Annotated in this window: 20 protein-coding genes; 12 read left to right on the plus strand and 8 right to left on the minus strand. The window is 70.3% G+C overall.

The genetic code is table 11. The features are described from left to right. The 5 genes from AB0O76_RS32405 (at nucleotide 1) to AB0O76_RS32425 (ending at nucleotide 8,150) form a co-directional block, all read left to right on the plus strand. Nucleotides 1-1,101 carry a GNAT family N-acetyltransferase gene (locus tag AB0O76_RS32405; RefSeq protein ID WP_365498488.1) on the plus strand — a complete coding sequence of 367 codons (1,101 nt, stop codon included), beginning with the start codon at nucleotides 1-3 and terminating at the stop codon, nucleotides 1,099-1,101. A 379-nt stretch (nucleotides 1,102-1,480) separates the two neighbouring features. Next, the gene (locus tag AB0O76_RS32410) at nucleotides 1,481-2,314 is read left to right on the plus strand and encodes a glycosyltransferase family 2 protein (RefSeq protein ID WP_365498491.1); all 834 of its coding nucleotides are present in this window, start codon (nucleotides 1,481-1,483) and stop codon (nucleotides 2,312-2,314) included. After that, nucleotides 2,311-3,360: a glycosyltransferase family 2 protein gene (locus tag AB0O76_RS32415; protein WP_365498494.1), complete on the plus strand. Its 1,050-nt coding sequence runs from the start codon at nucleotides 2,311-2,313 to the stop codon at nucleotides 3,358-3,360. Before AB0O76_RS32410 ends, AB0O76_RS32415 begins: the two co-directional genes overlap by 4 nt. A gap of 58 nt (nucleotides 3,361-3,418) precedes the next feature. After that, nucleotides 3,419-4,219, plus strand: coding sequence for a polysaccharide deacetylase family protein (locus AB0O76_RS32420; protein WP_365498497.1), 801 nt, complete (start codon nucleotides 3,419-3,421; stop codon nucleotides 4,217-4,219). A gap of 85 nt (nucleotides 4,220-4,304) precedes the next feature. Next, nucleotides 4,305-8,150, plus strand: coding sequence for a lipopolysaccharide biosynthesis protein (locus AB0O76_RS32425; protein ID WP_365498751.1), 3,846 nt, complete (start codon nucleotides 4,305-4,307; stop codon nucleotides 8,148-8,150). A 34-nt stretch (nucleotides 8,151-8,184) separates the two neighbouring features. Here the strand turns inward: AB0O76_RS32425 and AB0O76_RS32430 are convergent, their stop codons facing one another. After that, entirely contained in the window at nucleotides 8,185-9,609 is a 1,425-nt protein-coding gene (locus tag AB0O76_RS32430) for a xylan 1,4-beta-xylosidase (protein WP_365498500.1), read from the minus strand. A gap of 142 nt (nucleotides 9,610-9,751) precedes the next feature. Here AB0O76_RS32430 and AB0O76_RS32435 point away from each other — a divergent pair, with 142 nt between their 5' ends. Continuing rightward, complete coding sequence (locus AB0O76_RS32435; protein WP_365498503.1) at nucleotides 9,752-10,846, plus strand: DUF5925 domain-containing protein; 1,095 nt, start codon at nucleotides 9,752-9,754, stop codon at nucleotides 10,844-10,846. A gap of 91 nt (nucleotides 10,847-10,937) precedes the next feature. Here the strand turns inward: AB0O76_RS32435 and AB0O76_RS32440 are convergent, their stop codons facing one another. Next, a complete protein-coding gene (locus AB0O76_RS32440) occupies nucleotides 10,938-11,327 on the minus strand; it encodes a GntR family transcriptional regulator (protein ID WP_365498506.1) in 390 nt (129 codons plus the stop codon). Nucleotides 11,328-11,397: 70 nt separating this feature from the next. Between AB0O76_RS32440 and AB0O76_RS32445 the strand changes: the two genes are divergently transcribed. Both AB0O76_RS32445 and AB0O76_RS32450 read left to right on the plus strand, forming a co-directional pair. After that, the gene (locus AB0O76_RS32445; protein WP_365498509.1) at nucleotides 11,398-12,324 is read left to right on the plus strand and encodes a GNAT family N-acetyltransferase; all 927 of its coding nucleotides are present in this window, start codon (nucleotides 11,398-11,400) and stop codon (nucleotides 12,322-12,324) included. Next, nucleotides 12,305-12,823: a DUF402 domain-containing protein gene (locus tag AB0O76_RS32450; protein ID WP_365498512.1), complete on the plus strand. Its 519-nt coding sequence runs from the start codon at nucleotides 12,305-12,307 to the stop codon at nucleotides 12,821-12,823. Before AB0O76_RS32445 ends, AB0O76_RS32450 begins: the two co-directional genes overlap by 20 nt. Here the strand turns inward: AB0O76_RS32450 and AB0O76_RS32455 are convergent. Further along, entirely contained in the window at nucleotides 12,793-13,401 is a 609-nt protein-coding gene (locus AB0O76_RS32455; protein ID WP_365498515.1) for an ABATE domain-containing protein, read from the minus strand. The two genes, AB0O76_RS32450 and AB0O76_RS32455, sit on opposite strands and share 31 nt — an antisense overlap. A gap of 93 nt (nucleotides 13,402-13,494) precedes the next feature. On the opposite strand from AB0O76_RS32455, the gene AB0O76_RS32460 reads away from it, so the two are divergent. Then, on the plus strand, nucleotides 13,495-14,238 hold the full coding sequence (locus AB0O76_RS32460; RefSeq protein ID WP_365498517.1) for a metallophosphoesterase: 744 nt from the start codon (nucleotides 13,495-13,497) through the stop codon (nucleotides 14,236-14,238). Between the two features lie 226 nt (nucleotides 14,239-14,464). Here AB0O76_RS32460 and AB0O76_RS32465 read toward each other — a convergent pair whose 3' ends face one another. Then, nucleotides 14,465-15,316: a methyltransferase domain-containing protein gene (locus AB0O76_RS32465; protein WP_365498520.1), complete on the minus strand. Its 852-nt coding sequence runs from the start codon at nucleotides 15,314-15,316 to the stop codon at nucleotides 14,465-14,467. A gap of 109 nt (nucleotides 15,317-15,425) precedes the next feature. Here AB0O76_RS32465 and AB0O76_RS32470 point away from each other — a divergent pair, with 109 nt between their 5' ends. After that, nucleotides 15,426-15,566: a hypothetical protein gene (locus tag AB0O76_RS32470; protein ID WP_365498523.1), complete on the plus strand. Its 141-nt coding sequence runs from the start codon at nucleotides 15,426-15,428 to the stop codon at nucleotides 15,564-15,566. A 34-nt stretch (nucleotides 15,567-15,600) separates the two neighbouring features. Here AB0O76_RS32470 and AB0O76_RS32475 read toward each other — a convergent pair whose 3' ends face one another. From AB0O76_RS32475 to AB0O76_RS32490, 4 genes are read right to left on the minus strand one after another with little or no spacing between them, the layout of a single operon-like run. After that, the gene (locus AB0O76_RS32475; RefSeq protein WP_365498526.1) at nucleotides 15,601-16,044 is read right to left on the minus strand and encodes a GNAT family N-acetyltransferase; all 444 of its coding nucleotides are present in this window, start codon (nucleotides 16,042-16,044) and stop codon (nucleotides 15,601-15,603) included. Beyond that, a complete protein-coding gene (locus AB0O76_RS32480) occupies nucleotides 16,041-17,549 on the minus strand; it encodes a tripartite tricarboxylate transporter permease (protein ID WP_365498529.1) in 1,509 nt (502 codons plus the stop codon). The genes AB0O76_RS32475 and AB0O76_RS32480 overlap by 4 nt, the downstream gene beginning before the upstream one ends. Before the next feature lies 1 nt (nucleotide 17,550). After that, complete coding sequence (locus tag AB0O76_RS32485; protein ID WP_365498531.1) at nucleotides 17,551-18,102, minus strand: tripartite tricarboxylate transporter TctB family protein; 552 nt, start codon at nucleotides 18,100-18,102, stop codon at nucleotides 17,551-17,553. Then, a complete protein-coding gene (locus tag AB0O76_RS32490) occupies nucleotides 18,099-19,082 on the minus strand; it encodes a tripartite tricarboxylate transporter substrate binding protein (protein ID WP_365498754.1) in 984 nt (327 codons plus the stop codon). The genes AB0O76_RS32485 and AB0O76_RS32490 overlap by 4 nt, the downstream gene beginning before the upstream one ends. 194 nt (nucleotides 19,083-19,276) lie before the next feature. On the opposite strand from AB0O76_RS32490, the gene AB0O76_RS32495 reads away from it, so the two are divergent. Further along, the gene (locus tag AB0O76_RS32495) at nucleotides 19,277-19,963 is read left to right on the plus strand and encodes a response regulator (protein ID WP_365498534.1); all 687 of its coding nucleotides are present in this window, start codon (nucleotides 19,277-19,279) and stop codon (nucleotides 19,961-19,963) included. Between the two features lie 292 nt (nucleotides 19,964-20,255). Beyond that, nucleotides 20,256-21,236 carry a lytic polysaccharide monooxygenase gene (locus AB0O76_RS32500; protein ID WP_365498537.1) on the plus strand — a complete coding sequence of 327 codons (981 nt, stop codon included), beginning with the start codon at nucleotides 20,256-20,258 and terminating at the stop codon, nucleotides 21,234-21,236. Nucleotides 21,237-21,286: the final 50 nt, after the last annotated feature.

The raw sequence follows: 21,286 nt of genomic DNA on the forward strand, positions 1-21,286 counted from the left end.
GTGGACATCACCGTGCACCGCCCCGGAGAACTCACCGCCGCCGACCGGGTGGCCTGGACGGCACTGCAGTCCAAGGCCCACCTCAACGGCTCGCCCGAGCTGGCCAATCCGTTCCTCTCCCCGGAGTTCACCCTCGCGGTGGGCCACTGGCGGCGCGGGGTGCGGATCGCGGTCGTCCGTGAAGCCGGTGAGCCCGCGGCGTTCTTCCCGTTCCAGAGATCCATCACCGGCGTCGGCCGGGCCATCGGCCTCGGCGTCTCCGACTGCCAGGGCCTGGTGCACCGGCCCGGCTTCACCTGGGACGCCCGGGAACTGTTGCGGGCCTGCGGGCTCGCGATGTACGAGTTCGATCATCTGGTCGGCGGGCAGGGGCCGTTCGAGGCGAGCGCCTCCGGCTCCTTCGCATCCCCCGTCATGGACATCGACCAGGGCTACGAGGCATATCTCGCCCGACTCAGGGCGAAGTCGCCGAAGTTCACCCGCACGACGCTCGCCAAGGACCGCAAGCTGGGACGCGACCACCGCACCGTGCGCTACGAACACGACGAGCGCGACCCGGCGGTCCTGCACACCCTGATGGAGTGGAAGTCGGCCCAGTACCGCAGGACCGGCCGCAGCGACCGCTTCGCGCAGGCCTGGATCAGCCAGCTCGTGCGGCAGCTCTTCCACACCAGGTCCGATCAGTTCGCCGGCCAGCTCTCCGTCCTCTACGTCGACGAGGCGCCGGTCGCCGCGCACTTCGGGCTGCGCTCCGAGCGGGTCTTCGCCCAGTGGTTCCCGGCCTACGACCCGGCGTACGCCAAGTACTCGCCCGGCCTGATCCTGCATCTGCGCATGGCCGAGGCGGCCGCCGCCGACGGCATCGCATATCTCGATCTCGGGCGGGGCCAGAAGCAGTACAAGGACTCCCTCAAGACGCGCGAACTCACCGTGTCCGAGGGGTGGGTGGCTCTGCGCCATCCGGCAGCGATCGGCCACCGGGCGCGGCGCGCTCCGGTCAGGGCGCTGCGCAACACCGTCTTGTCGAGGCCGGAATTCTTTGAACCGGCCGACAAGCTGCTGAAACAGCTGGGGAAATTCCGATCAAGAAAGAAGGAGTAAAGGCCTTCAGGCAGGAACAGGGCACTCCATTTGTGCCCGCCAAGACAGGCCAAATCATCAAAAGCGTGAGACCACGTTCCAGGTCTTGCCATAAGGTCTCAATCATCAATACCGTCGTACATCCACCCGCATCGGACCATCACGCAATGCGATCTAGGGGAGGGCTCAAGATCGCGGTGGTTCCGGCGCGGGGCGCGGTAGGGGGGTGCCGTGCTCGGCGACCGAATCTGTGCCGGGTCACGTCCCGCGCGATGCCAGCTCACTCGGCATGCTCGGAGATCTATTTCGTCATGCGCAAGTGAGAACCCCCCTTTCGAACCGGATACATAGCCGGACCGCCCGGGGGTGGGCGGTCCACCGGACGAGAGGGATCAGACTCATGAGTTCTTTTGTGCGCCCGGCCGAGCCGGGCCAAGATCCGTTAGACAAGCCGAAGCCGTCGGGTAACTACCGGCCGATATCCACGCACTTGGCGATCACACCGCCGGTGAGTGTCGTGATTCCCGCGATGAACGAAGCGGAGAATCTTCCCTACGTCTTCAAGACGCTGCCCGACTGGATCCACGAAGTAGTGCTCGTGGACGGCAATTCCACCGACGACACGGTGTCCGTGGCACGGGAGCTGTGGCCGGACGTCAAGGTCGTCCGGCAGCTCGGCAAGGGCAAGGGCGACGCCCTGATCACCGGATTCGAGGCGTGCACCGGCGACATCATCGTGATGGTCGACGCGGACGGCTCGGCCGACGGGCACGAGATCGTCAGCTATGTCTCCGCCCTCGTCTCGGGCGCCGACTTCGCCAAGGGCTCCCGGTTCGCCAACGGCGGCGGCACGGACGACATGACGCCGATCCGCAAGCTCGGCAACCACGTCCTGTGCTCCGTCGTGAACGCCAAGTTCGGCGCCCGCTACACCGACCTGTGCTACGGCTACAACGCCTTCTGGAAGCACTGCCTCGACAAGATCGACCTCGACTGCACGGGCTTCGAGGTGGAGACCCTGATGAACATCCGGGTGGCCAAGGCCGGGCTCAAGGTGCAGGAGATCCCCAGCCACGAGTATCTGCGCATCCACGGCGTCAGCAATCTCAGCGCCGTGCGCGACGGTCTGCGGGTCCTGAAGGTGATCTTCACGGAGCGCTCGAACCGCCGGGGGCAGCAGCGCCGCCGCACCCGGAGTGTTCCCTTCCGCTCGCGTCAGGGAGAGGTGACTTGAGCGTTTCAGGACGCCACGGGGGAAGCACGGTCGCGGGCCTCGCCGACTTCTCGGTCGTCATCTGCGTCTACACCGAGGACCGCTGGGAGGACATCCTCGCGGCGGTCGCCTCGGTGCGGGCGCAGTCCCTGACGGCCCTGGAGACGCTTCTCGTGGTGGACCACAACGCCTCGCTCCTGGACCGGCTCGCCAAGGAGTACAAGGAGACCGAAGGGGTGCGGGTGCTCGCGAACGCGGGCCCCCGCGGCCTCTCCGCGGGCCGCAACACCGGGATCGCCGCATCCGGCGGCGAGATCATCGCGTTCCTCGACGACGACGCCGTCGCCGAGCGGGACTGGCTGCTGCGCTTCGCCGAGGGGTACGCCGACCCGAAGGTCTTCGCGGTGGGCGGACGCACCATGCCCATCTGGGAGTCCCGGCGCAGGCCGGCCTGGTTCCCCGAGGAGTTCGACTGGGTCGTCGGCTGTACGTACAAGGGGCTGCCCGAGGGGCGGGTGCGGGTGCGCAACGTGCTCGGCGGCAACGCCTCTTTCCGGCGCAGCGCCTTCGACGCGGCGGGCGGCTTCGCCACCGGCATCGGGCGTGACGGCGACAAGCGTCCGCTGGGCTGCGAGGAGACGGAGCTGTGCATCCGGCTCGTGCGGGCCAGACCCGACGCGGTGCTCCTGATCGACGACCGGGCGGTGATCCACCACCGCGTCCCGGCCGCACGGGAGCGCTTCCACTACTTCCGTACGCGGACGTACGCGGAAGGGCTCTCCAAGGCGCTGGTGGCCCGAAGTGTCGGCACCGAGAAGGGACTTGAGTCGGAGCGCAGGTACACCACGCGTGTGCTGCCCGCCGGTGTGGGCCGCGGTCTGCGCGACGCGCTGCTCGCCCGTCCCGGTGGCGCGGGCCGGGCGGGCGCCATCGTGGCGGGAGTGGTCACGGCGGCCGGGGGGTACGTAGTCGGGAGCGTTCGCGCGCGCAGGGCCGGCGCCACCTTCTCGGTCGTGGAGATCGAGCGGTCCGCAGACGGTCGAGACGGTGAGGGGGCTGCCGCATGAGCAGGGGAACCGTGCGCGCCGGCACGGCAGGCACGCGGATCGCGCAGGGGGGACCGAGATGAGCGCCGCTGTCCCGATCCTCATGTACCACTCGATCGCCCATGAACCGACCGAGGCGACACGGGAGTTGTCCGTGTCGCCCGGCGCGTTCGCCGAGCAGCTCGAGCTGCTCGGCGAGCGGGGGTTCACGCCGCTCAGCACGGCCGGGCTCGCCGCGATCTGGCGTACTCCCGGCCGGGCCCTTCCGGCCAGGCCCGTCCTGATCACCTTCGACGACGGCTATGAGGGTGTGCACCGGCACGCGCTGCCCGTGCTCGCCAAGCACGGCTTCGCCTCGACGCTCTTCGTCTCCACGGGCTGGCTGCGCGGGGCGCACGACACCGGGGGCGGTCTCGACCTGATGCTCGACTGGGACCAGGTGCGCGAACTGGCCGCGGCGGGCACGGAGATCGGCGGGCACAGCCACACGCACCCGGAGCTCGACCAGCTGGACGACGACGACCTCTGGTTCGAACTGCTTCGCTGCAAGGAAATCATCGCCGACGAACTCGGCACCCGCCCGGCCTCCTTCGCCTACCCCTACGGCTACTCCAGCCGCCGGGTGCGCCGCACGGTGCGCGGCGCCGGATTCGCCCAGTCGCTCGCGGTCAACAACGGCCTCGCGCGACGCGCCCAGGGGCCGTACGCCCTGAAGCGGGTGACCGTGCGCCGTTCCACCGGCATCGAGGAGTTCGAGCGGCTCGTCGAGGGCCGTGCGATCGCCCGCAACTTCGCAAAGGACTGTGCCCTCACCAAGGGGTACGCCGTGGTCCGCAGAGCCCGACAGGCCCGCCGGAAGGCAATCCGTACCCGTGTCTGACACGACGACCGCCCAGGCAGGCATATCTGGGACTCCCGGTACCGAACAGCAGCCGCCGTCCGGAAAGTCGGGCAGGCCGCGCAGAATGCGCCTGCCCGGCAGGGGCGGCTCCGGCGGCGGGAGTCCCTTGTTCCGCAACGCTTACGCGCTGATGCTCAACACCGGCATCTCCGGCGTGCTCGGCGTCGGCTTCTGGCTGGCCGCCGCTCGGTACTACTCCGAGTCGGCGGTCGGCCAGGGCTCGGCGGCGATCGCCGCCATGAAGCTCCTCGCGGGGCTCACCGCCCTCACCCTGACGGGGGCCCTCGCCCGCTTCATACCCGTCGCGGGGCGCGCCACGGGCAAGCTCATTTTCCGTACGTATGCGGGCAGTTCGGTGGTCGTCGCGTTCGCCGCGCTGATCTTCCTGTTCACCCTCGATCTGTGGGGGCCCTCGTACCGATTCCTGCACGGCCCGCTGACCGGCATCGGCTTCATCGCCGCGGTCGTGGCCTGGTCGCTGCTCACCCTGCAGGACGGGGTGCTCACGGGGCTGCGCAGCGCGCTGTGGGTGCCGGTCGGCAACACGATCTTCTCGGTCGTCAAGCTGGGGCTGCTCATCGCGGTGGCCGCGGCGATCCCGACGGCGGGCGTGTTCGTGTCGTGGGTCGCCGCGATCGCCCTTTCGGTGATCCCGCTCGGCTGGCTGGTGTTCCGGCGACTCGTGCCACGGCACGTGAAGGCGACGCAGGACAAGGCGCAGCCGCCGACGCTGCGCGAGATCGGCCGTTTCCTGGCCGGCGACTACACGGGCTCGCTCTTCTCGCTCGCCGTGGTCTATCTCGTACCGGTGATCGTCGCCTCGCAGGTCAGCTCGGTCGACAACGCGTACTTCTACATCACCACCACGATCGGCGGCACGGTCAATCTGCTCGCCATCAACATGGGTGCGTCGCTGACCGTCGAGGGCGCGCACGACCCGGCGCGGCTCGCCGCGAACACCCGGGCCGCGCTGCGCCGGATGGCGCGGATCATGCTGCCGGTGTGCGGCCTGCTCTTCATCGGCGCACCGTTCGTCCTGAGCGTCTTCGGCCAGGGGTACGCGGACGCGGCGACGCCGCTGTTGCGCTGGTTCACGGTGGGCGCGGCGCTGCGGGTCGTCATGGAGACGTACTTCGCGGTGCAGCGCGCGCAGAGCCGCACGTCGGGGATCGCCTGGCTGCAGGGCCTGCTGTGCGTCCTCGTGCTCGGTCTTACGCTGCTTCTGCTGCCGCGGATGGGGCTCACGGGCGCGGGCGTCGCGGAGATCTGCAGCCTCGCGGTGATCGTGGCGATCGCGGCGCCGAAGCTGTATCGCGTGGCGCGGGCGGCTCCCTCGTCCGCGCAGGACGAAAGCGCGGCACCGGACGGCGACCTCGCGGACCTGGGGACGCCCGAAGCGCCGCCGTCGCCGGCGGTGGAGGACACGGGGCGGCAAAAGGAGCGGCGGGGGCCCGCCTGGGCGCTGCGCGAGACGCTCGACTCGGACACGCTGCACCTCTCCGTGCAGCTCGACTTCGATCATCAGGAGCGCAGGCCCGACGTGCGGCCGGGGCCCGGGACGCCCGCTGCCGGGACACGGGCGGCGAAGGACCGGACGGCCGGTGCCGACAAGCGGGACAAGGGGGACGAGATGGATCACCGGCCGACCTGGGCGCTGAGATCACCCCTGAAGTCGCCGGAACCGCCGAGCGCTTCCCCACAACCACCGACGGCATCCCCCGAATCCACCATGGCTCCCCCGGTCCCCTCCTCGGCCTCCCCCGGCACGTCGGAGGCCGAGGAGCGGGACACCGGCGTACGCGTCCCGGACATGCCCGAAGCGCCTCCCGAAGCACCGCCAAAAGCACCGCCAGAAGCACCGCCCGAACCCGTCGACGCGCCCGAGCCGTTCCCGCGCCTGCGCGTCGCCGTGCTCGCGCTGCTCCTGACCCTCGCGCTCGGCCTCTACTGGCTGCCTCTCACGGGCATCGGCGAGGCGGGCCTCGACGACATGGGCGGGCTCGGGCTCATCTCGATCCTGCCCGCGCCGACGCTGCTCGGGGCCACACTGCTCGTCGTCGTCTTCGCCTCGCTGCTCTGGATGGACCGCCCGCACCGGGTGCTGCTCCTGGTGACCCTGGTCGCCACGGTCGTGTGCCTGCACGCGTTGCCGGCCGTCCTGGAGGACGAGCCGAGGTTCGCGACGGCCTGGCAGCACCTGGGCTTCATGGAGTACATCGACAGGACCGGGTCCGCGGTGCCGGACCTGGACGCGCGCTGGAGCTGGCCGGGCTTCTTCGCGGCGGCCACGTTCGTGGCGAAGGCCTGCGGCGTCTCCGACATCACCGCCATGACCGAGGTGATCCGCTGGTGGCCGCTGGCCATGCAACTGCTCTATCTGGCACCGATGTTCCTGCTCACCCGCTCCATGCGGGCCGCGTGGCGGGCCCGCTGGGCGGGACTGTGGATCTTCGCCCTGAGCGGCTGGGTCGGTCAGGACTACTTCTCCCCGCAGGGCTTCACCTATCTGCTCTATCTGGTGTTCGTGGCAGTGCTCCTCGTCTGGTTCCGCGCGCCGCGCGTGCTGTGGGCCAAGCGGCGGCCCGGAGAGCTCGAGGTCGAGCCCGCCGACCGGCGGCAGCGCGCGGTGCTGCTCCTTGTCCTGGTCGCGCTGTTCGCGGCGACGGTGCCTGCGCACCAGCTCACGCCGTTCGTGATGCTCGGCGTCCTTGCCGTGCTGGTCCTGGTGGGCCGCTCGGAGCTGCGCGGCCTGCCGATCCTCTTCGCCGTCATGGTCGTCGTCTGGATCGGCTTCCTCGCCGAGCCGTACTGGTCGGGGCACTTCGACGAGCTGTTCGGCGGGATCGGCGGCGTCGGCGGCAATGTGTCCTCGTCGGTGTCCGGGCGCATCGAGGGCGGCAGTTCGACCCATCAACTCGTCCTGTACGCGCGGGTCGCGCTCGCGGGCGGCGTCATGGCCTTCGCCTGCTGGGGCTGGTGGCGGCGGCGCGACCACAAGTACACGGAACGCTCGCTGCTCGTGCTGACCTTCGTGCCGTTCCTGGGCTTCGGCATGCAGTCGTACGGCGGCGAAATGGCCCTGCGCGTCTTCATGTTCGCGCTGCCGGGCGCCGCGCTCCTGGCCGGTCTCGCGCTGTTCCCGCGCGCGGGCATCACCGCGAAGGAGCGGGACCGCGACCGGGTGAGCCTGGCACCGCTGGCCGCGCTGCTGGCGGGTCTCGTCCTGATGGGCGGATTCCTGGTGGCGCGCTGGGGCAATGAGCCGTTCGAGCGGACCCGGGCCGGCGAGATCGCCGCGATGGACTATGTGTACGAGCACGACGACCCGACGGTGCGGCTGCTGTGGATGAGCGACGACACGGTCAGCAACGTGACGCCCGCGATGCCGTGGGGCACCCGCGACATGGAGAAGGTCCAGTACGTCCCCACTCTGGCGCCCGCCGACCCGGTGCTTGTCTCCAGCCTGGTCAAGGCACTCAAGGACGCGGGACCCAACTCGTATCTGATGATCAACAAGAGTCAGACGGTCTATCTCCAGATGGACGTCGGCTACTCGAAGACCTGGGACACCCGCCTGATCCAGAACCTCGACAACCGCCAGGAGTTGAAGAAGGTCCTCACCAACGACGACGCGACGCTCTACACGCTGCGCAAGCAGCCCGAGGGGAAGGTCGAGAAGGCCGCGCCGGGTCCGATCGGGCCGCAGGTGACATGGACGCCCTGGTCGGTGATCGGCGCACTGGCGGCCGTGGCACTGGTCCTGCTGCTCGCCACCCGTGAGGTCGTCCGGGTGGCGGTGGCGCCGGGCGTGCGGCAACTGCGGTGGCTGCAGAGCAGCTTCTGGTTCTCGCTGCCGCTGCTCGCGGTGCTGCTCGCCTCGCTGATCCAGCGGTTCCTGACGATGGCGTGAGGCGGGGCCGAGGCCGGGTCCGAGGTGAAGTGGGCTACCGCTTCAGCCACTTCACCTCGTACCCCTTCATCTCGAAGCGCTTCCCGTCGACCTTCGCGCTGATCGTCCGGTCCAGGGTGTTCACGACGAGCACGGTCTTGGCGTCGGCGAGCACCGTCACATTCGGTACGTCGTCGGCGGCGACGTCGACCTTCTCGTACTCCGTGCCGGGCGGGAACGCGTCATTGAACCGGGCGAGCATCTTCAGCATCGGCAGTTCCGTGCCGCCGTCGCCGAGCCGGGTGGAGCGCCACAGGCAGCCCGCGCAACCGGCGCCCTTGTTCTGCGGGTTCCAGTAGAAGCCGCTGCTCGCGCCGCCGCGCGCCATCGCCGTCAGGCCGGTGGCCTGGACGGCGACGCGGTGCGCCTCGGACCAGTCGTCGCGGTCGTCGTTGCTGTCGCCGGGCTCCACGTAGTACTCGGCCCACCACAGCGGCAGGTCACCGGTGCGCTCGCGCACCCACTTGCTGACCGCGGTCAGCTTCTGCGTGGCCTTGAACTCGTCGGGGAGCATCTCGTCGTCGGTGGTGTAGCTGGAGCCGTCGACGACGACGAAGTCCGCGCCCGTCTTGTTCTTGTTCCAGTAGTCGAAGGCGTCGAGGACCCGCTGGTCCATGCGGCCCCAGGCGCCCTTGACCTCTCTCGACGCGTTCTCGGTCTGGCGGGGGTCGACGCTGTCCATGACCAGGTAGGGACCGCCGACCATGATGTCCTTGTTGACCTTCTTGAGCTCCTTGTAGACCAGGTTGTAGAGCTCGGTGTAGCCCTCGTAGTCCCAGCGGGCCTGCTCGTTGTTCCAGAAGCCCTTGAACTCGTTCCAGACGATGAAGTGGCGTACGTCCGGATAGCGCTTGGCGACGGTCGCGGCGAGCTTGGCGAAGTCCTTGTAGTGGGCGCGGTCCGGGGCGGTCTCCAGGGCGGCCTGGCTCCAATTGGTGTTGTCCGCACCGGACTTGCCGCCCTTCATCCAGTCCGGTGAGCAGCACAGGGTGACCACCGGCGTGCCGTCGGTGGCACGGATGAAGTCCATCCGCCGGTCCATCTCGCTGAAGTCGTAACGGCCCTTGACCGGCTCGGGGTTGCCCGCTCCCCAGCCCATGATGTGCTGGATCTGCGGCAGCGGATTCGGCTTCCCCGCGAGCAGCTCCTCGGCGCGCTCCACCGAGGCGTCCTCGCCCTCGTCCGCGCTGTACTGCGTGTGCGTGAACCCCCAGCCCACGTCCGGCTTCGCCTGGTCGGGCGGTACGGCGGGGGTGCCGTGCACCTTGTCCCCGTCGCGCGTGGTGCCCTTGGTGCCCGAGCCGTCATCGGGGAGCGTGGTGATGACGGTCAGGACCAGGGCCAGTGCGGCCAGACCAACGCCGAGCAGCGCGGTGAGCCGCCACCGCCGTGCCCCCGAATTCCACCCATGACGTCCCATCAGGGGCAAGACTATCGGCGCGAGTTGGCGGTAGGACAGGTTCCGTACCACAGCTCCGTAACGGGCACGCCACGTGACGTCACATGAACGGAGTACGTAAACCGGGATGCACAAGGGCGTATGCGTGCCGGATCATGGCGGCATGTCTGCGAACCCTCAGGACGCCCTGCCGATCCGGCTCAACGTCGACGACAGCGACTCCCCGTCGGATGTCGTGGACGCCCTCTTCCTCGGCCGCTTCGCCACCGGCGAGCAGCCGTTCTCGCACAGCGCCAACATCGACCGCGTCAAGTCGGGTTCCACGCTGCTTCCGCCGGGCGCGTCCGTCCTGCGGGCCGCCCGCGACGACGACCGCAGCGCGACGCTCGCCGAGGGCGACGGCTGGACGGTGCTCGTCTCGCGCTGGAACCGGGGTGCGGATGTCACCGTGACGGCGACCAGCGCCGATCTCGCGGAGAAGGTCCTGAAGCAGGCGACGGACGGCGCGCAGGACGAGCCGGAACCGCAGCCGGACAACGTGACCATGGGGTTCTGGTACGTATCGCCGAGGCGCGGCCCGCACCGCACCACGCGGCAGATCTCCGCCGGTACGTGGGAGGAGGTGCGGGAGAACTACACGGCACCGGTCGCCGAGGCCATGGACTCCCTGATGAAGACGGGCCCCGAGGACATCTCGGGCCGCCTCCTGCTGCTGCACGGCCCGCCCGGCACGGGCAAGACGTCGGCCCTGCGGACGCTCGCGCGGTCCTGGCGCGACTGGTGCCAGGTGGACTGCGTCCTTGACCCGGAGCGGCTGTTCAGCGACGTCGGCTACTTGATGGACATCGCGATCGGCGAGGACGACGGCACGGCGAAGGGCCGCTGGCGGCTGCTGCTTCTGGAGGACTGCGACGAGCTGATCCGGGGCGAGGCGAAGCACACGGCGGGGCAGGCGTTGTCGCGGTTGCTGAACCTGACGGACGGACTGCTCGGACAGGGTCGCAATGTCCTTGTGGGGGTGACGACCAACGAGGACCTGGAGAGGTTGCACCCTGCGGTCGTCCGGCCGGGGCGGTGCCTCGCCCGGATCGAGGTGGGTTCGCTGACCCTCCCCGAAGCGGTGTCGTGGCTCGGCACCTCCGAGGGGGTCTCCCGCGAGGGCGCGACCCTGGCCGAGCTCTACGCCTTGCGTCGCGGGACTTCCCCTACGTCGGTCCCGGATCCCCGGGAGGGGGCGGACTCGGGGCTGTATCTGTAGGGGCTGCGCCCCGTAAGGGGCGCGGGGAACTGCGCGACAAGCCCCCACCGGCCCGCAGGAAACCACCGCACGCCCAGCGGAGCGCCAACGCTCACCCCGAGTCCCCATAAGCCGCCCGCAACGCATCCCGCGCAGCATCCAACGCAGCCCTCTCGGAGAGGCCCAGCCGCTGAACCCGTTCGGCAAAGGCCTGGGCGGCGGCCGATGCCTCCCTCTCCGCAGCATCCCCCGCGGCCGCCACGAACGTCCCATGCCGCCCCCGCGTCTCAATCACCCCGTCCGCCTCAAGCGCCCGATACGCCTTGGCGACGGTGTTCGCGGCGAGCCCAAGGTCCTGGGCGAGCCCCCGCACGGTGGGCAGTTTGTACCCCACCGGCAGCACCCCGCCCCGAGCCTGCTCGGCGATCTGGGCCCGCACCTGCTCATAGGGCGGCGCGTCGCCCGCGCCTCCATCGGTCTCGATCTCGATCTTCAACGTCACACGGCGATTGTCCCGCACGCGGCGAAAATGGGAGGCACCCCGACGCGCCCCGCGCGTAACGTGCGACTCCATGACTCTCCTGGTACGCGCTCTGCGCCCCGGCAACACACCGGACGCCGCAGCCTTCGCCGCCGTCCGGCGGGCCTGTGTCCCGGCGATGCTCGCCACCGCCGATTCGGTCGTGTTCGACCTGACGCACGCCCATCCGGACGCCCTGTACCGGCAGTTGGTCGCCGAGATCGACGGGGAGATCATCGGCACGGCCCAGGTGGGTATCGCCTATGACAGCCCCGATCCCGGCCAGGGCTTCGCCAACGTCTACGTACTGCCCGAGCGGCGCGGCCTCGGCGCCGGTTCGCTGATCCTGCGGACGGCGGAGGAGCACCTGGCGGACAACGGCGCCACGACCTTCTTCTCCTGGGTGCTCGACGAGCCCGCGAACCGCGCCTTCGCCGCCAAGCGCGGCTACCGCGCGAGCCGCTCGGCCCACTTCCTCCGTCTCGATCTGGCCGCGGGCCTTCCGCCCCGCCAGGAGCCGCCCGCCGGCGTGGAGTTGCGTACGGGAGCGGAGTTCGGGGACGACCCGCGCGCGCTCTTCGAGCTCGACGCGGAGACGGTGGCGGACGAACCGAGCGATGTGGCGGCGGAGTTCACGGACTACGAGCACTGGCTCGCCGAGACCTGGAACCACCCCCTGGTCAATCGCGAACTGACCTCCGTGGCCGTGGTGGACGGCCGCCCGGCGGCCTTCAGCCTGGCCCGCACGGACGACGCGTCCCGTTACGCGAGCGGCATGACCGGCACCGGGCGCGCCTTCCGCGGCCGGGGCCTTGCGAAGCTGGCCAAGAACGACTCCCTGCACCGGGCGCGCGCCGCGGGCTTCACGGAGGCGTTCACCGGCAACGACGCCGGCAACGAACCGATGCTGGCCATCAACAAGTGGTTCGGCTACGAGATCTGTGCGACGGAGGTACGGCATGTCCGCGAGCTCTCCTGAGAGCCTGGCGACCGTGGAGGTGACCCTGGTGAAGGCGGGTCGCGTCAAGATCCGCTACCCGGCGGAGGTCGTGGCGGACGACGGCACCCAGGTGACGGTCCGCGCACCGTGGGCGGCGGACGGCGTACGGGACTTCGGCTTCGTACGCTTCGAGCCGGGTGATGTCTTCACCGAGCACTACTGGCGTGACCGGTGGTACTCCGTGAAGGAGGTCCGTACATCGGAGGGGGTGCTGAAGGGCTGGTACTGCGACGTGACGCGGCCCGCGGTGCGGGACGGTGCCGCGCTGGTGGTCGAGGACCTGGATCTCGACCTGTGGTGTTCGGCGGACGGCGCGACGATCGTCCGGCTCGACGAGGACGAGTTCGCGGAGAGCGGCCTGGCCGAGCACGACCCGGAGGCGGCGGCCGCGGCGGTCTGGGCCTTGGACGTCCTGGAGGACCTGGCGCGTGCGGGGTCGCTGCCCCGCTACGAGGATTCCGCGGGCGATTCGCGCTGACGCCGGTAGTGGCGGGCGACCCTGGCCCGGTTGCCGCAGGACGGCTTGCACCACTCCTGCCTGCCGTGCCGCTTGACGAAGTACCGCACGCACCGGGGCGCGGCGCAGGAGCGTAGGCGCTCGCGCTCCGGTCCCGCCAGGAAGTCGATGGCGGCGCGGGCCAGTGCGGCGGTGAGCCGCACGCGGGGCTCGCGCTGCGCGGCGGGCCGCAGCGAGGCCGCGGGGATCTCGCCGTGCGGCCAGGCCAGTTGAGGGGTGACCGGCTCCGCAGCGGCGGCGGCGTTGAGCCGTGCCAGGGCCTGGTCCGTGGCGATCAGACAGTGCGCGTCCGCGGAGCTCGCGGGAGCGGGGCTCACCGCCTGGGCGAACAGCGCGCGAACCGCCTGCCGCAGGGCGACCACCTCAGCCCGGAGTTCGTCGTCGGCGCGGAACTCCAGGATGCCGTCGTCGGGCAGGAGCTCGGCCTGCGCCCGGATCCAACGGGTCACCCCTTCCACGGACTCCAGGTCATCGGCGACGCCGCCCTCCCCGTCGTGCCTGATCGTGCTCGCCAGCTCCAACGCCAGGTGCCGCACCACGAGTTCCCCCTTCCCTCTTGATCATGCCGACGACCACACCCTACAGTCCCTAACGGAATCAACACCGTTTTCCATTAGGGGAGGGACTCGACGATGACGATCCTGCTGGCCCAGATCAGCGATCTGCACTTGGACGGCAGCGAGCGGTCCACGGAACGCGCCACGCGCGTCATGAACTACCTCAGGGCGCTTCCGCAGCCGGTCGACGCGGTCCTCGTCACCGGCGACATCGCCGACCACGGCGATCCCGCCGAGTACGAGGAGGCCGCCGCCATCCTCGCCGCCCCGTTCCCCGTGCTCACCTGCCCCGGAAATCACGACGTACGAACGGCCTACCGCAAGGCCCTGCTCGGCGAGGCGCCGACCGAAGGCCCCATCAACCGGGTGCACCGCGTCGGCAGGGCGGCGATCCTCATGTGCGACTCGACGATCCCCGGCAGGGACGAGGGCCGCCTGGACGCCGAGACCTACGACTGGCTCACCGAGACCCTCGCCGCCCTGCCCGCCGGCACCCCGGCCCTGATCGCCTTCCACCAGCCACCGGTGGAGCTCCACCACCCGCTCCCGGACGCCCACAGCCTCGAGCACCCGGAGCAGCTGGCCGCACTCCTGGCCAACTACCCCCAGGTCACAGCCGTCATCACCGGTCACGCCCACACAGCCGCAGCCTCAACCTTCGCCGACCGCCCCCTGATCGTCGGCCCGGCGATCACCTGGACCCTCCGCCTCCCCTGGGAGGGCGAGTCCCCCGCCGACCGCACCCAACCCCCCGCCCTCGCCTTCCACATCCTGGACGACACCAACCGCCTGACGACCCATTACCGCGTGATCCCCTGACCCCGCCCACCCTCCGACCACTAGCTCCACTTCGTACCCGGAAGCCGGTCGAGCTCTTCCCGGCTCTCCACATGAAACGCCAGGTGGTTCAGTCCGGGGCGCCGCCGGTCATGTCCTGTGCCGCCAGGACTCCTCCGCAGGAGCGAACCGCGGCACCCAGAGCTCCACATGGTGCACACCCCCCCCCGCAGGCGCAAGCGAAACCGCGCGCCCCACCCCACCCGCGTCATGCCCCACCGCGTCGCCGTCCTCCTGCCAGTGCAGCAGCAACCGCTCCCCCGACCGCCATGCCCCTGCCGTGGTTCGCCTCGAAGAACCAGCCGATGCGGGGATTGCCGCCGGGGCCTCGGTGTTGGCGGACGACGGTGGCTCGGACGTCTTCCGGGGTGAGGGTGAGGCCGATCTCCTCGCGGGCCTCGCGGATCACGCCTCGTCGCCACGGCGGAGGACGAGGTGGACGTCGACCACCTCCTTGTGGCGGGGCGGGGGCGCCGGGAGGGCGCCGACGATCGCGTACCGCTCGTCCGCCACCTCTCTGCCCCAGAGGCGTGCGTCGCCCGAGAGGCGCTCCGAGTGCAGGCGGCCCACCAGGGGTGTCAGTGCCTCGATCAGGCGGGGGGGCGGGGATGCCGGAGGGGCTTGTCGTCCCCCATACGCCCTCGATCAGGATGAGACGGCCGCCGGGGCGCAGGAGTGAGCACCAGTGCCGCAGCGTCGCCTCGGGGTCAGGGAGCATCCACAGGACGTGGCGGGCCAGGACCACGTCGAAGCGCCGCCCGCCGACCGGCGGCGACGCCGCGTCTCCGAGCAGGACCTCCGCCCCGTGCCCTGCCAGCTTCTCGCGTGCTCGCTCCGTCATCCTCGGCGACAGGTCCACCGCCGTCACGCGGTGTCCCGACTCGGCAGCGATCAGTGACAGGCTGCCCGTGCCGCACCCCAGGTCGAGCACGTCCCCCGCTGTCTCCGGCAACCAGTCCCGCAGCCGCCCTGCCCAGGCCTCCCGCACCACCACGTCCCGCAGCCCATGGTCCGGCTCGTCGTCGAAGGTGGCCGCTTCCGCGTCCCAGTCGATCGTCATGCCCCGATCGTGACACCCGCCACTGACAATCGGCCTTTGATGAGAAACCCTCCCCGCAGAGGTCTACAGCCGTACCGCCTTGGACATCGGTAGGTACAGGGAGGCAGCCATGCGCCGTGTGACCGTGCACAAGACCGTCGGTAAGCCCACCACCCGACAGATCCGCGACAAGTACGAGGCCGAGGACAGGCCCCGTGAACGACCCGAGGTCCGCAAGGACGTCCAGCGGACCTGGTGGCCGGACGGATGAGACCGCCCGGCCGCGGCCAGAAGGTCCAGAAGGTCTAGAGGCTCTTGCGGTAGTGGAAGCGGTCGTAGGGGCCGTCCACCCTGCGTTCCACCAGCTCGTATCCGTACCGCGGATAGATCTTCCGGTTCTCCCACATCATCGCGTTCGTGTAGAGACGGACCTCGGGGAGCCCGAGGGCACGCGCGCGTGCGTCCACGAACGCAAGAAGGCGGCCGCCCACGCCCCGGCCCGCCGCCTCGGGGTGGACCGCGATGCTGTCCAGGAAGAGATGGTCCTCGTGCGGGACGAGGACCAGGACGCCCACGACCGGATCCCCGGTGACATACACCCGCCCCGCCGCCACCTCCGCCGCGTGGTCCGCCTCCATGGGGGCGGGCACTACACCGATGCGCTCGATGTAGTGGTGGTACGCGGCGTCCGTCACCGCCTTCACGGCGGGCACGTCGGCGGTGGTGGCGGGGCGGATGTCGGCTGTCATGCGTCTACGTCTACGCCACGGGCACGCCCGCGCACCACCGCCTTCTTCAGGAGCGGCCAGAGCACGATCAGCGCGATGACGACGTACACCGTGATGGAGAAAGGTGTGTCGAACAGGCCGCTGACGCTGCCGTCGCTGATCTGCAGGGCGCGGCGCAGCTGTTGCTCGGCGTTCGGGCCGAGGATGACGCCGATCACCGCGGGCAGGACCGGCAGTCCGTAGCGCCGCATGCCGAAGCCGATCAGGCCGATGACCAGGAGGATCACCAGGTCGAGCGACTCGCCGCCGACCGCGTACGCGCCCACCGCCGCGAAGAAGAGGATGCCCGCGTAGAGGTAGGGCCTCGGGATGCGGAGCAGCTTCGCCCAGACCGGGGCCAGCGGCAGGTTCAGGGCGAGAAGGAGCACCATTCCCACGAAGAGGGACGCGATCAGGCCCCAGACCAGGTCCGGTTCGCGCTCGAAGAGCAGGGGGCCCGGCTGGATCCCGTACTGCTGGAAGGCGGCGAGCATCACGGCCGCCACCGCCGTCGTGGGCAGGCCGAGCGTCAGCATCGAGACCAGCGTGCCCGCCGCCGACGCCGACGACGCCGACTCGGGGCCCGCCACTCCCTCGATGGCGCCCTTGCCCCACTCGTCCTTGTGCTTGGACAGGCGCTTCTCGGTGACGTACGAGAGGAAGGTGGGGATCTCCGCGCCGCCGGCCGGGATCGCGCCGAACGGGAAGCCGATGAGCGGGCCGCGCAGCCAGGACTTCCAGGTGCGCTTCACATCGGACTTGCCGAGCCAGGGGCGGCCGACCGGGATCGCCTCGCCGCTGGTGCGGCGCAGATGGGCCGCGACCCACAGCGCCTCGCCGATCGCGAAGAGGCCCACCGCGACGATCACCACGTCGACGCCGTCGGCGAGTTGGAGCGAGCCGAACGTCAGCCGCTGCTGCCCGGTCATCTGGTCGAGGCCGACCAGGCCGATGGTGAGACCGATCAGGAGGGACGCGAGGCCCCGGATGCGGGACGAGCCGAGGACCGACGTCACGGCGATGAACGCCAGGACCATGATGGCGAAGTAGTCGGGCGCCCCGATGTCGACGGCGAGGTCGGCGACCGTCGGCGCGAGCGCCACAAGGAGGATGGTGCCGATCATGCCGCCCGCGAAGTGGCCGATGGCGGCGGCCGCGAGCGCCTGTGCGCCGCGCCCCGCCTTGGCCATCGGGTTGCCTTCCATGGCGGCCACGACCGCGGCGCTCTCCCCCGGTGTGTTGAGGAGGATCGAGGTCGTGGAGCCGCCGAACATCGCTCCGTAGTAGATGCCGGCGAACATGATGAACGCGCCGGTCGGTTCCAGGCCGTACGTCACGGGCAGCAGCAGCGCCACCGCCATCGCGGGGCCGATGCCGGGCAGCACGCCGATCGCGGTGCCGAGGAGCACGCCGACGGCGGCCCAGAGCAGGTTCAGCGGGGTGAGGGCCGTGCCGAAGCCGTCCAGCAGGGAGTTGAGGGCGTTCATGTCAGAGCACTCCCATCAGCGGGCCGCCGGGGAGCGGGACTCCGAGCAGGTTGTTGAAGACGACGTACGTGAGAAGGGAGAGCCCTGCCGCTATGAGCGGGTCGCGGTCCAGGTGGCGGCTGCCGAGCGCGTACGCGGCGCCCCAGAAGAGCAGGGCGCCCGCGATGGGGAAGCCGAGCGGTTCGATGAGGACGGCGGCGCCGAGGAAGACCCCGGCGAGCAGCAGGACGGTGCGCCAGTCGGCGGGTTCGGACAGGTCGATGTCCTCGCCGCCCTCTGCCTCGCCGCGGCCGCCGCGCAGGACGTCGACCGCGAGGGCGACGGCGACCGCCAGGAGGCCGATGCCCACGACGATCGGGACCGTCTTGGGGCCGATCGGGCCGCGCTGGGCGATGTCGACGTCCATGGTGAGCGCGTCGGTGAGGACGAGCACGCCGAGGGCCAACAGCATGACGCACACGCCGAGTTCGGAGTGCTCGCGCAGCCAGGAGCGGCGGCTGTTCCCGGACTCCTCGGGCGGGGTCGGCGGGTTTTCGGTGGTTGTCGTCGTCACAGGCCGAGCTCCTTCAGGACGGACACCACGCGCTTGTCCTGGGCGTCCAGGAAGTCGCCGAACTTGTCACCGGTGAGGAAGGCGTCGTCCCAGCCGTTCGTCTTGAGGGACTTGCGCCACTGAGGGGAGTCGTGGAGCTTCCTGACGAGGCCGGTGAGCTTGTCGCGCTCGGCTTCGGAGAGGCCGGGCGGGGCGACGATGCCGCGCCAGTTGGTGAAGTCCACGTCGTAGCCGGACTCCTTGAGGGTGGGGCCCTCAAGGCCTTCGACGCGCTCGGGTCCGGTGACCGCGAGCAGCCGCAGCTCGCCCGACTTGATCTGGTCGAGGTACTCGCCGACTCCGGAGACGCCGAAGGCGACCTTCTTGCCGAGGATCGAGGCGAGGAGTTCGCCGCCGCCGTCGAAGGGGACGTAGTTGACCTTCTTCGGGGCGATACCGGCGGCGCGCGCCATCAGCATCGGGGCGAGGTGGTCGGGGCCGCCGGGGGACGAGCCGCCGCCGACGGGGAGCTTGCCCGGGTTCTTCTTCCAGGCGGTGATCAGCTGCTTGATGTCCTTGTACGGCGAGTCCTTGGCGACCACCACGACGTCCGGCTCTTCGGTGAGGCGGGCGATCGGGGTGGTGTCGGCGAGGGTCTTGGGCGCGTGGTTGGAGCGTGCGGCGCCCACGACTCCGAGCCCCATGGACATCGCGAGCTTGCCGTTGCCGTGCTCGCCGACGAGGCGGCTCAGGCCCACGGTGCCGCCGGCGCCGGGCAGGTTGAACACCTCGATGTTGTGGGTGAGCTCGGCGTCCTCGGCGTTCTTCGCCGCGGTGCGGGCGGTGATGTCGTAGCCGCCGCCCGGCGTGTTGGGGACCATGAGGCGCAGGCCGGGGATCTGTGTGCCGGTCTCGGCGCCGCTGCCCGTCGTGAGCAGCGGCGGCCCTGCGAGCACGAGCAGCGCGGCCCCGAGCAGGGCAAGGGGTGTGCGCAGACGCACGTGTGCCACCACCTGTCGGTACGTAGGAGTTGGTGGGGCCGGGTTCCCGGTGGGGGGCGGGAACCCGGCCGCCATCCGCGGGGACGGGGATTCCTGTGAGGTGGCCCACATGTTGCCTGCGCGTTAAGAAGCTGTCTCTCTTCCGGAATCAACGGACGTTGTGGTCGTTGTGGTCGCGCCCATAGCCTGCGGCGATGACAAGGGTGCTGGTCGTGGACGACGACTTCATGGTCGCCAAACTGCACAGCCGTTATGTGTCCGCGGTGGACGGATTCACGGTGGTGGGAGTGGCGCACAGCGGTGCGCAGGCACTGGATGCGGTGGAACGACTTCGCCCCGATCTCGTACTCCTTGACGTCTATCTGCCCGATATGGACGGCATCGCGGTACTGCGGGAGTTGCGGGCGGTCGAGGAACGCGACCGGGACCGGCAGCCGGTGGACGCGCTCTTCATCACCGCCGCGCGGGACGCGGAGATCGTGCGGGCGGCGCTGCGGGCGGGAGCACTGCACTACCTCATCAAGCCGTTCAACCAGGCCGCTCTGCGGGAGCAGTTGCTGCACGTGGCGGCGTTGCGGGCCCGCCTCGACGGCCTTGACGAGGCCCGCCAGGAGGACGTCGACCAGCTCTTCGGGACCCGCCCGCCCGGCTCCCGCGAACTGCCGAAGGGCCTGGCGGCACACACCGCCGACCTGGTCGAACAGACCCTGCGCCGCCACCCGGACGGCCTCTCGGCGACGGAGTGCGCCCAGGAGGGAGCACTCTCCCGGGTCAGCGCGCGACGGTACCTGGAGTTCTTCGCGGACACGGGGAGGGCCGAGGTGACGCTGCGGTACGGGGGGACGGGGCGGCCGGAGCGGCGGTACCGGTGGGTGAGGTGAACCGTGCCGGGGGGCGCCCCAAAGGGGCGCGGGGAACTGCGCGCCCAGCCCTCACGCACCTGCAGAAATATCCCTTTCACCGGCCCATCCTGAGCCCCTGATTAGCCCTCCCTTAAGCCCACCATAAAGATCACCACCCCCAGCCCTCCGCAGGAGAATTCGGGGATTTCAGCGGCTAGCTTTCTCGGCGCCAAGGCGGTGACGAACGACCGGTGCCGTACCGAATCGGGGGGCGGCGCGGGCCGTTCGCCGCCGCCTCAGGTCCCCTACCCCCGCCGCTGAGGAGAACCCCATGACCGCACGCCGCTGCACAGTCGCCGCCCTCGCCGCCGCAGGCACCGCCCTGACCGTCCTGTCCGCCGCGCCCGCCGCCGCGCACGGTTCGATGACGGACCCGGTGAGCCGGGTGTCCGCCTGCTTCCAGGAGGGTCCTGAGGCCCCGAAGTCGGCTGCCTGCAAGGCGGCCGTCGCGGCCAGTGGGGCGCAGGCCTTCTACGACTGGAACGGCGTGAACATCGCCAACGCCGCCGGCAAGTCGAAGGAGATCATCCCCGACGGCAAGCTGTGCAGCGCGGGCAACGACAAGTACAAGGGCCTCGACCTGCCGCGCGCCGACTGGCCGTCCAGCAAGCTCGCCGCCGGCAACCACACGTTCCGCTACAAGGGCACCGCCCCGCACAAGGGTTCCTTCGAGCTGTACGTCACGAAGGACTCGTACGACCCGACCAAGCCGCTGAAGTGGTCGGACCTGGAGGAGAAGCCGTTCGTCAAGGTCACCGACCCGAAGATGGAGAACGGTGACTACGTCTTCGACGGCAAGGTCCCGGCCAAGTCGGGCCGCCACCTGATCTACTCGATCTGGCAGCGCTCGGACTCCCCCGAGGCCTTCTACACCTGCTCCGACGTCGTCTTCGGCAAGGACAGCAGCGGCGGCACGGCCCCCGCCCCGACCGCATCCGCGCCCTCCGAGAACGACATCGAGGCCGGCTCCGAGAAGTCGACCGTCGAGCACCACGGCCACGGCGACAGCGACGCCAAGACGGGCGCCGAGGCCTCCGAGGCGGCCCCGGCTCCCGCCGAAGGCGCCTCCGACAACCAGCCCGAGGTGAACGGCGCCGCCGAGAAGCCCGCGGCCACCGACGAGAACCTCGCCGAGACCGGCGGCGACAGCACCACCCCGTACATCGCGATCGGTGGCGCCGCCGCCCTCGCCCTGGGCGCGGCGGCCATGTTCGCCACGGCCCGCCGCCGGACGGCCCGCCACGGCCGCTGAGTCATACCGAGCCCCCGAACACACAGCGGGCCGCTGCCGAGTCGAGGCGG

Source organism: Streptomyces sp. NPDC086554 (genome assembly GCF_040686095.1).
GTDB lineage: Bacteria > Actinomycetota > Actinomycetes > Streptomycetales > Streptomycetaceae > Streptomyces.